General features: G+C 65.5%; 10 protein-coding genes. 4 read left to right on the forward strand and 6 right to left on the reverse strand.

Annotated elements, in window-relative coordinates; translation table 11 throughout:
• Nucleotides 1-78: 78 nt before the first annotated feature.
• Both pncB and PMI42_RS28570 read right to left on the reverse strand, forming a co-directional pair.
• Nucleotides 79-1,383, reverse strand: a complete 1,305-nt coding sequence (pncB, locus tag PMI42_RS28565) for a nicotinate phosphoribosyltransferase (RefSeq protein WP_008140826.1) — start codon at nucleotides 1,381-1,383, stop codon at nucleotides 79-81.
• Nucleotides 1,384-1,462: 79 nt separating this feature from the next.
• Entirely contained in the window at nucleotides 1,463-2,392 is a 930-nt protein-coding gene (locus tag PMI42_RS28570) for a LysR family transcriptional regulator (protein WP_008140828.1), read from the reverse strand.
• A 95-nt stretch (nucleotides 2,393-2,487) separates the two neighbouring features.
• Between PMI42_RS28570 and pcaH the strand changes: the two genes are divergently transcribed.
• Both pcaH and pcaG read left to right on the forward strand, forming a co-directional pair.
• Complete coding sequence (gene pcaH, locus PMI42_RS28575) at nucleotides 2,488-3,276, forward strand: protocatechuate 3,4-dioxygenase subunit beta (RefSeq protein WP_008140830.1); 789 nt, start codon at nucleotides 2,488-2,490, stop codon at nucleotides 3,274-3,276.
• Nucleotides 3,277-3,280: 4 nt separating this feature from the next.
• Complete coding sequence (gene pcaG, locus PMI42_RS28580; RefSeq protein WP_008140833.1) at nucleotides 3,281-3,907, forward strand: protocatechuate 3,4-dioxygenase subunit alpha; 627 nt, start codon at nucleotides 3,281-3,283, stop codon at nucleotides 3,905-3,907.
• A 101-nt stretch (nucleotides 3,908-4,008) separates the two neighbouring features.
• On the opposite strand, the gene PMI42_RS28585 is transcribed toward pcaG, so the two are convergent.
• Together PMI42_RS28585 and PMI42_RS28590 are read right to left on the reverse strand one after the other, a co-directional pair.
• Entirely contained in the window at nucleotides 4,009-4,398 is a 390-nt protein-coding gene (locus PMI42_RS28585) for a hypothetical protein (protein WP_008140835.1), read from the reverse strand.
• Nucleotides 4,399-4,430: 32 nt separating this feature from the next.
• Nucleotides 4,431-5,144 carry a DJ-1/PfpI family protein gene (locus PMI42_RS28590; protein WP_008140836.1) on the reverse strand — a complete coding sequence of 238 codons (714 nt, stop codon included), beginning with the start codon at nucleotides 5,142-5,144 and terminating at the stop codon, nucleotides 4,431-4,433.
• Nucleotides 5,145-5,205: 61 nt separating this feature from the next.
• Between PMI42_RS28590 and PMI42_RS28595 the strand changes: the two genes are divergently transcribed.
• A complete protein-coding gene (locus tag PMI42_RS28595) occupies nucleotides 5,206-6,237 on the forward strand; it encodes a GlxA family transcriptional regulator (RefSeq protein ID WP_008140838.1) in 1,032 nt (343 codons plus the stop codon).
• Nucleotides 6,238-6,255: 18 nt separating this feature from the next.
• Here PMI42_RS28595 and PMI42_RS28600 read toward each other — a convergent pair whose 3' ends face one another.
• A complete protein-coding gene (locus PMI42_RS28600) occupies nucleotides 6,256-7,158 on the reverse strand; it encodes a helix-turn-helix domain-containing protein (RefSeq protein WP_008140840.1) in 903 nt (300 codons plus the stop codon).
• Between the two features lie 50 nt (nucleotides 7,159-7,208).
• On the opposite strand from PMI42_RS28600, the gene pobA reads away from it, so the two are divergent.
• The gene (gene pobA / locus PMI42_RS28605; RefSeq protein WP_008140843.1) at nucleotides 7,209-8,381 is read left to right on the forward strand and encodes a 4-hydroxybenzoate 3-monooxygenase; all 1,173 of its coding nucleotides are present in this window, start codon (nucleotides 7,209-7,211) and stop codon (nucleotides 8,379-8,381) included.
• 43 nt (nucleotides 8,382-8,424) lie between these two features.
• On the opposite strand, the gene PMI42_RS28610 is transcribed toward pobA, so the two are convergent.
• The coding region (locus PMI42_RS28610) for an adenylate/guanylate cyclase domain-containing protein (RefSeq protein ID WP_162137428.1) at nucleotides 8,425-8,872 on the reverse strand (448 nt) is incomplete at its 5' end.

The raw sequence follows: 8,872 nt of genomic DNA on the forward strand, positions 1-8,872 counted from the left end.
GAACTGGCACGGCATTGACGCAACAATGCCGTGCATTCGTCCTGCGCGATTGACCTGATCGATAGGGGGGAGGCGGCGCTAGACCAGCACCGGCTTGCGCACGCGACCCGCATCGCCGAACACGCGCAGGTAACGCTCGATCTCCGAGGGCAGGCCGGTCGCCTTTTCCGGATTGTCGGAGAGCTTGACCGCCGGATGGCCGTCGGCCGACGACACTTTGCAGACCAGCGAGATCGGATCGAGATTGAACGAGCCGTCCGGGGTGCAGCCGACGAAGTCGTTGGTGAGGTTGGTGCCCCAGCCGAAGGAGAGCCGCACCCGTCCGGAGAAGTGGTGATAGGTCTCCTCGATCGAGCCGACATCCATCGCGTCGGAGAACACCAGCAGCTTGTCTTTGGGATTGCGGCCTTTCTTCTCCCACCAGGCGATGATCTCCTCGCCGGCCTGGATCGGCGGCGCGCTGTCGGGGCGGAAGCCGGTCCAGTCCGCGACCCATTCCGGCGCATCGCGCAGGAAGGCTTTTGTGCCGAAGGCATCGGGCAGTGCGATCAGGAGGTTGCCACCATAGGTCTGGCGCCACTGGTCGAGGATGCGATAGGGCGCCCAGCGCAATTCCTCGTCGTCCTTGGCAAGCGCCGCGGCGACCATCGGCAGCTCATGCGCGTTGGTGCCGATGGCCTCGAGATCGTTGTCCATCGCGAGCAGCACGTTGGAGGTGCCGATGAAGGAGGGGCCGAGGCCTTCCTTCACGGCCTCGACGCACCAGCGCTGCCAGAGGAAACCGTGGCGGCGGCGGGTGCCGAAGTCGGACAGCCGCAAATTCTCCAGCTTGCGCAGCCGCTCGACCTTGGTCCACAGCTTGGCCTTGGCGCGGGCATAGAGCACGTCGAGCTCGAAGCGGCCGCGGCCCTTGATCGCCGCGCGCGAGCGCAGCTCGTTGAGGATTGCGAGCGCCGGAATCTCCCACATCGTGGTGTGGGTCCACGGCCCGTGGAAATGGATCTCGTACTGGCCCTCGACCTTGCGCAGCTCGTATTCGGGCAGGCGGAATTCGGCCAGCCAACGGATGAAATCCGCCGAGAACATGTGGGTCTTGCCGTAGAAGGTGTTACCGGCAAGCCAGATCAGCTCTTTCTTGGTGAAGCGGATGGTACGGGCGTGGTCGAGCTGGGCGCGCAGCTCGCCCTCGTCGATGATCTCGGCGAGCCGGACATGGCGCGAGCGGTTGATGACCGAGAAGGTCACCTGCCGATTCGGGTAATCTTCCCGAATCATCTGCAACATCAATAGCTTGTAAAAGTCGGTATCAAGCAGGCTGCGGATGATGGGATCCAGCCGCCAGCTGTGATTGTAGGTCCGGCTCGCAATATCGGTCACTGTCATGGCCGAATTCTAGCGTGGCCGCCCGCGCGCAACCAGTGGGTTTGGCGAGGGGCTGGGCTTCCGCGAGGGAGGCGTTGGCTCAGGCGTCCGTGACGGCCGCGACCGCCATCTCGAGCTGGCTCCTGATCCAGCGATGGGCCGGATCTTTCTGGTAGCGCTGGTGCCAGACCATGAACATCGGCAGCTCGGCCAGCGTGCGCGTGCGCGAGGCCAGCGGTATCGGCGTTTGCGCGAAACCGCGCATGACGTCGGAAGCGAGCAGGCTCGGCATGCTCGCCAGCATCTGCGAGCCGCGCAGGAAGGACGGCACACCGGAGAAGCTCGGCACCGAGATCGCGATGTCGCGATGAAAACCGTTCGCCGCCAGCCGGCGATCGAAGTCGAGCCGCTCATTGTCGGTATAGACGACCGTGATGTGGCGCGCCGCGAGATAGGCGGCGCGGCTGGTTGGCGCCGCCCGCGCCCTGGGATCGAAGTAGCAGACGTAGTGATCGCTGAGCAGCCGCTTCTGCACGATGTCGACGCCGGACGGCGGCAGCGGCGTGATCAGGAGGTCGCACCGGTTCTCGCGCAGCATCGCTGGAGAGGGGGATTGCGAGGGGATCACACGCAGGTTCAGGCTCTTCACCTGTTCGGCGACATGACCGAAGAAGCGTGGCAGCAGCAGGTCGCGCTGGAAGTCGTTGGCGGCGATCGTCAGCGACAGCTGGGCCTGCGCCGGTGCGAAGCTGACGCCGCCGGCAAAGCTGCGCATCTCGTCGATCAGCGCGCGTGCTTTCGCCGCGAGCGCCTGCGCATGCGCGGTGGCGACGATGCCGCGGCCGGATTTGGCGAACAGCGGATCGCCGGCAATCCGCCGCAGCTTGTTGAGGCCGTGGCTGACGGCCGATTGCGTCAGGCCGAGCCGCGTTGCCGCCGCCGTCACCGAGCCCTCCTCCAGCACGGCCAGGAACAGTGCGAGGGCGTGGCCGTCGAGGGCCAAATGATCGATTTCTTTCATGTAATTCATTATAATCGATCTATTTATCTTGAGAATAGGCCGGCCCATGATCTCCCGATAAACCGCGCGCCCGGACCCGGGCGCCACAGGGAGAGACAACGCCGATGAATGCCCAGGCGCCAGCCTTGCAGGATCCCCGCCTCAACCGTCCCGAGCCCTTTGCGCCACCGCTCGGCGACGGCGGCTTCTTCCAGCGCGACCGCTCGATCCATCCGCCCGCGCATGCGCCCGGCTACAAATCCTCGGTGCTGCGCTCGCCGCGCCAGGCACTGCTCTCGATCGAGAATTCGGTCTCGGAGATCACGGGGCCGGTGTTCGGCCACAACGACCTCGGGCCGCTCGACAACGATCTGATCCGCAACTACGCCAAGGACGGCGACCCGGTCGGCGAGCGCATCATCGTCCATGGCCGCGTGCTGGACGAGACCGGTCGCGGCGTGCCGAACACGCTGGTCGAGTTCTGGCAGGCTAATGCCGGCGGCCGCTATCGGCACAAGAAGGACACCTATCTCGCCCCGATCGATCCGAATTTTGGCGGCTGCGGCCGCGCGCTGACCGACGACACCGGCTATTACTACTTCCGCACCGTGAAGCCGGGCCCCTATCCCTGGCGCAACTTCGTCAACAGCTGGCGTCCCGCCCACATCCACTTCTCGGTGTTCGGCTCGGGCTTCGCGCAGCGGCTGATCACGCAGATGTATTTCGAGGGCGACCCGCTGATTCCGGTCTGCCCGATCCTGACGACGATCCCGGACAAGGACGCGCTCGACCGCCTGGTCGCGCCGCTCGACCTCAACGCCTCGACCCCGTTCGACTCGCTCGCCTACCGCTTCGACATCGTCTTGCGCGGCCAGCGCTCCACCTATTTTGAAAATCGCACCGCGGGAAACTGAGTCCATGCCGCAGCCACTCAACTACCTCAAGGAAACCGCGTCGCAGACCGCCGGACCCTACGTCCATATCGGCCTGATCCCGGCCATGGCCGGCTTTGACATCTTCGACAAGAATTTTTCCAACGCGCTGGTGACGCCGGACACCAGGGGCGAACGGATCACGCTGGAGGGCAAAGTGCTCGACGGCAGCGGCTCGCCACTGCGCGACGTGCTGCTGGAAATCTGGCAGGCCAATGCGGCCGGCCGCTACAACCATCCGGCCGATCGCTCGGCCGGCGCGCTGGACGAGGAGTTTCGCGGCTGGGGCCGCGGCGGCTCCGACTTCGACAGCGGGCTTGTCACCTTCGAGACCATCAAGCCCGGCGCCGTCACCGACAAGGCGGGGCGCAAATGCGCGCCGCACGTCAATGTCTGGATCGTCGCGCGCGGCATCAACATCGGCCTCAACACGCGGCTCTATTTCTCGGACGAGGAGGCCGCCAACGCCGCCGATCCCGTGCTCAACCTGGTCGAGCCGCCGGTGCGCCGCAAGACCCTGATCGCCACGCGCAGCGAGCGTGCGGGCAAGGTCGTGTACGCCTTCACGATCCATCTGCAGGGGCCGGACGAGACGGTGTTCTTCGACGTCTAGTTCATCCGAACCGGAATGGGATCGGCCCCATCCGAGGATGAGGCCGATCCTGTTGTCGCGGGGAAGCTTGCGTCGCCGTGTGCATGCCGGCGACGTGCCAACTAGAATCCCGTCGGGCCCACGGCGCCGATCCAGTGCTTGACTTTGGTGGGATCCCTTTCGTCCATGTAGAAGAAATGGACCATGGTCGGCCGCACGGGCGCGATCTTGGGGTCGTCGAAGCGCATCGAGACCTCGCCGCGAAAGATCTTGAGCTGCGGGCTGTCCCAATATTCGATGACGTCGTGCAGCGCGGTGAAGCCGCGGTCGATGAACTGCCGCAGATTGTTGCGGATCGTCTCGCGGCCGTGCCAGTCGGCGACGCCGAGATTGCAGATGGCGTCTTCGGCGAAGCAGTCGAAGCCCTTGCCGAACGTCTTGTCGTCGATCTCCCTCCACATTGCCAGAAGCCAGTCCGGCGGCGCGGTCTTGGTGAAAGTCTTCGTGCTCATCGTTTCCTCCTACGGATATGAGGCCTTGCGAATTAGCCGCTTGGCGTGACGATCCCGAGCCGCGCGGCCACCCGCCGGGCGGTGGCTTCCCGTTGCGCGGTGATGTCGGCGACCGCACGCTTTGCCTGGTCGAGAATGGCGCCGGGGGCACGCTCCGGTGTGCCGCTGTCGAACGGTGGCTCCGGCGCATATTGCATGTAGAGCTGGATCGCGCGCGCCGCGTCGTCGCCGCGCAGCTCGGCCGCGAGCCGCAGGGCTCCGTCAATTCCGGCGGTGACCCCGGCGGCGAAGATCCAGTTGTCGTCGACCACGACCCGCTCGTTGACGGGAATGGCGCCGAACAACGGCAGCAGATGGAACGAGGCCCAATGGGTCGTCGCCCGCCGACCCCGGAGCAGGCCCGCCGCGCCGAGCAGCAAGGCGCCGGTGCACACGGAGAATACGCTGCGTGCGCCTGCGACCTGCTGCGTGATCCAGGCCAGAATTTCCTCGTTGTCCATCAGTGCTTCCTGGCCGAAGCCGCCCGGCACGTGCAACACGTCGAGCTGGGGTGCCTCCGCAAGCGTCGCATCCGGCGTCAAGCGCAGGCCTTTGACGTCGCGAACGGGGGCGGTCGTCCTGGCATAGACGCGATAAGTCGCGTTCGGAATGCGCGACAGCACCTCGAAGGGGCCGGTCAGGTCGATCTGGTCGAGGCCGTCGAACAACAGGGAGCCGATTTGCAGGTGCGTCTCATGCGGGATCATGGGTTTTGCTCTCAACTCGAAACTGGACAGCGGCAATCTAACCGGGCAGGCTGTGGCGGTAATGCCAAAGTCCCCTCGTTTCCCGCCAAGTCCTGCTCCGCGTGCGGCTCGCCTTTCCGCGCGGGCGAGCGCCGTCCGCATCATCGAAGTGCTGGCCTATCCGGCGGTGCAGTTGCTCGACGTGACGGGACCGCTCCAGGTGTTCGCCACTGCGAACGAGCAGGTGGTGCAAGCCGGCGGATCGCCGCCCTATGTGCTCCGCGTCGTGGCAAAGGATCGCTCGCGCGTGGCGGCTTCGTCGGGACTCGAAATCGCTACGGAGCCGCTTCCGCGCGGCACCAGCGCACTGGATACGCTACTGGTCGCGGGTGGCCCGGGCGTTGACCTCGCCGCATCAGATCCGGCGCTGGTCGTTTGGCTGCGGCGGCGCGTGCGGACGGCGCGGCGCGTGGCCTCGGTCTGCACCGGAGCCTTCCTGCTTGGCGCATCCGGAGCGCTCGACGGACGGCGGGCGGTAACGCATTGGTCGTACTGCACCGAGCTCGCACGCCGCTTTCCGGCGGTGCGCGTCGAGGCCGATCCGATCTTCGTGCGCGACGGCGGGATCTGGACCTCGGCCGGCGTGACAGCCGGTATCGACTTGGCGCTGGCCCTGGTCGAGGAGGATCTCGGCCGCACCGTGGCACTTGCGGTGGCACGCTATCTCGTCGTCTTCCTGAAGCGGCCGGGCGGGCAAGCGCAGTTCAGCGAGGCGCTGTCGATGCAATCGGCCGAGGATGAATTCGGCGCGCTGCACGAATGGATCAGCAAGCATCTCTCCGGCGACCTGTCGCTATCCAGCTTGGCCCGTCAGGCCGGCATGAGCGAACGCAGTTTCAGCCGCCACTATGCCAGAGCAACCGGACTCACGCCGCTGCGCGCGATCGAGCGGCTGAGGGTGGAGGCTGCCCGGCGGATGCTTTCGGAGACACGCCAGCCGGTGAAGCGGATATCCCAGCGCTGCGGATTCGGCTCGGAAGAAACCATGCGGCGCAGCTTTTTGCGCGTGCTGTCCACCGCGCCGCAGGACTACCGTCGGAGGTTCAGCTCCTAGATCCGATGGGTCCAAGCTCTATTCACCGCCATGAAGCCGGGCGCGAAAGGTGCGTGGCGACAGTCCCGTGGCGGCGGCATAGACCCGGCTGAAATAGGCGGGGTCCTCGAAGCCGAGTGCGTAGGCGATCGTCGAGACCGGCAGGTTGGTATAGACGAGATTGCGCCGCGCCTCGCGGATCAGGCGGTTGAGGATCAAATGCGAGGCGGTGTCGCCGGTCGCGGCCCGCGTCACCCGGTTGAGGTGGGTCGGCGTGATCGACAGGGCATCGGCATAGTCGGCAACGGTCCAGCGTTCGAGATGATGCTGCTCGAGCAGCGCCTCGAAGCGGCGGAACAATCCACTCTCTGCCGTGCCGCTGCCGCCGCTCTCGCTGGTCAGCGCGCGGGCGACGAGCCCGATCATGGCGGCCGACAAGGCGCGCAGCACGTGGGCGCGGCCGAAATCGCGGCCGGCATGCTCGGCAAAAATCTGTTTCATGGTGGCGCGGATCTGCGGCGTGCCGCGCACCACGGCCGATCGCGACAGTTCTCCGCGCAGGCCTTCGGCGGCGAGCAGTGCCTCGTCCAGGATCTCGGCAGCGATGGTCAGCACCCAGCCCTGGGTATCGGGCACGAAGCGGAAGCCATGGACATGGCCGACCGGCACATTGACGATCTGCATCGGCCTCAGCTGCACCACGCGCCCGTCGAGCGTGGCCTCGCCGCCGCCGCGCTCGATCAGCAGCACCTGGTGCAGCCGGGCGTGACGGTGCACGGCCAGCGTCCAGTCGTGCAGCACCGAGCGCGACGCAATCGTTTCGCAATGCACGACGTCGGGCAGATCGCCGGCTTCGCCGAACAGATTGTAGACCCGGATCGCCGGGGTGGGGGCCGCGCTTCTCATGTTCGAATAGTACAAGACAATGACAAAACCCTCCATCGGTTTGCGCGGCTCGATCTGCAAAAAAGTGCCGACGGGAGGACGCAAAAATGAAAGTTCAGGTCTGCATCATCGGCGGTGGGCCGTCCGGGCTGCTGCTGTCCCAGCTCCTGCACCTCAAGGGCATCGACACGGTCGTGCTGGAGAAATACAGCCGCGACCACGTGCTGGCCCGCATCCGCGCCGGCGTGCTCGAGCACGGCTTTGCAAAATTGATGCGCGAGGCCGAATGCGGCGAGCGGATGGACCGCGAGGGCGAGATCCACGCAGGCTTCGAGATCGCCCATGACGGTAGGCTCTCCCAGATCGATCTGTACAAGCACTCCGGCGGCAATTCGGTGCTGGTTTATGGCCAGACCGAGCTGACGCGCGATCTCTACGAGGCGCGCGACCGCCTCGGCGGCAAGGTCGTGCATAATGCGCAGGACGTGACGCCGCATGATCTGGCGTCGGATCGCCCTTACGTGACGTATCGTTCGAACGACGAGATCATCCGCGTCGATTGCGACTACATCGTCGGCGCAGACGGCTTTCATGGCGTCAGCCGCAAATCGATCCCCAAGGATGTGCTGCGCGAATATGAAAAAGTCTATCCGTTCGGCTGGCTTGGGGTGCTGTCGCGCACGAAGCCGGTGTCGCCCGAGCTGATCTATGCCAAGCACGAGCGCGGCTTTGCGCTGTGTTCGCTGCGCTCACAGGTGTTGAGCCGCTACTACATCCAGGTGCCCTTGACCGACAAGGTCGAGGACTGGAGTGACGATGCATTCTGGGCCGAGCTGAAGCGCCGCCTGCCCGGCGAGGTCGCCTACCGCCTGATCACCGGACCGTCGATCGAAAAGAGCATCGCGCCCTTGCGCAGTTTCGTCGCCGAGCCGATGAGCTATGGCCGCCTGTTCCTCGCCGGCGATGCTGCCCACATCGTACCGCCGACCGGCGCGCGCGGGTTGAACAGCGCGGCATCCGACATCTACTATCTCTACCACGCCATGCTCGCGCATTATCAACGGGGCGATGATTCCGGCCTCAACGGTTATTCCGCGAAGGCGCTGGCGCGGATCTGGAAGGCGCAGCGCTTTTCGTGGTGGATGACGATGCTGCTGCATCGCTTCCCCGATCGCTCCGAGTACGAGGATCGGCTTCAGCAGACCGAGCTGGAATATCTGCTCTCGTCCGAGACCGCGCAGCGCCTGCTCGCTGAGAATTATGTGGGGCTGCCGTTTTAGCTGCCCGCCTGCTTCACCCTCCCTGGAGGGAAGGTAAGGGCCGCTACTTCCCTTCCAGGATATTGACCGGCGACCAATCCGTCGGCGGTGGATTGGCAGCGAGCGCTCCTGCGCGCTTTCCAAACAGCGCCGACGCCGTATCGATCTCAGCCGTTCGCCCGAACGCATCGGCCGCCTTGGCGAAGTCCCGCGCCCGCCAGCAAGCGAGCCCCTCCGCATACGCTGTCGCCACCTTCGCCTGCCCGGCGTTCTCCGCGCCCCTCTCCGCGAGTGGCTCGAACACCTTGATCGCCTCGCCGCGTCCTATCACCTTGATGGCGTCGAGCTCGCGCCAGGCGAAGCTGTCCCCGGTCTGCGCGACCGTCGTTTCCGACGCCATGATCGCGGTGCCGTAATATTTGTTGGCGCCTTCGAGCCGCGAAGCGACGTTCACGGTGTCGCTCATCACGGTGTAGTTGAAGCGGCGGCGCGAGCCGATATTGCCGACCACG

The sequence above is a fragment of the Bradyrhizobium sp. YR681 genome (genome assembly GCF_000282615.1).
Classification (GTDB): domain Bacteria; phylum Pseudomonadota; class Alphaproteobacteria; order Rhizobiales; family Xanthobacteraceae; genus Bradyrhizobium.

What these genes read in the sequence shown, in the direction of transcription:
- pobA (WP_008140843.1), top strand. Translation starts at nt 7,209, where the DNA reads ATGAAAGTTCAGGTCTGCATCATCGGCGGTGGGCCGTCCGGGCTGCTG.
- PMI42_RS28570 (WP_008140828.1), bottom strand. Translation starts at nt 2,392, where the DNA reads ATGAATTACATGAAAGAAATCGATCATTTGGCCCTCGACGGCCACGCC.
- pncB (WP_008140826.1), bottom strand. Translation starts at nt 1,383, where the DNA reads ATGACAGTGACCGATATTGCGAGCCGGACCTACAATCACAGCTGGCGG.
- PMI42_RS28585 (WP_008140835.1), bottom strand. Translation starts at nt 4,398, where the DNA reads ATGAGCACGAAGACTTTCACCAAGACCGCGCCGCCGGACTGGCTTCTG.
- PMI42_RS28600 (WP_008140840.1), bottom strand. Translation starts at nt 7,158, where the DNA reads ATGGAGGGTTTTGTCATTGTCTTGTACTATTCGAACATGAGAAGCGCG.
- pcaG (WP_008140833.1), top strand. Translation starts at nt 3,281, where the DNA reads ATGCCGCAGCCACTCAACTACCTCAAGGAAACCGCGTCGCAGACCGCC.
- pcaH (WP_008140830.1), top strand. Translation starts at nt 2,488, where the DNA reads ATGAATGCCCAGGCGCCAGCCTTGCAGGATCCCCGCCTCAACCGTCCC.
- PMI42_RS28590 (WP_008140836.1), bottom strand. Translation starts at nt 5,144, where the DNA reads ATGATCCCGCATGAGACGCACCTGCAAATCGGCTCCCTGTTGTTCGAC.
- PMI42_RS28595 (WP_008140838.1), top strand. Translation starts at nt 5,206, where the DNA reads ATGCCAAAGTCCCCTCGTTTCCCGCCAAGTCCTGCTCCGCGTGCGGCT.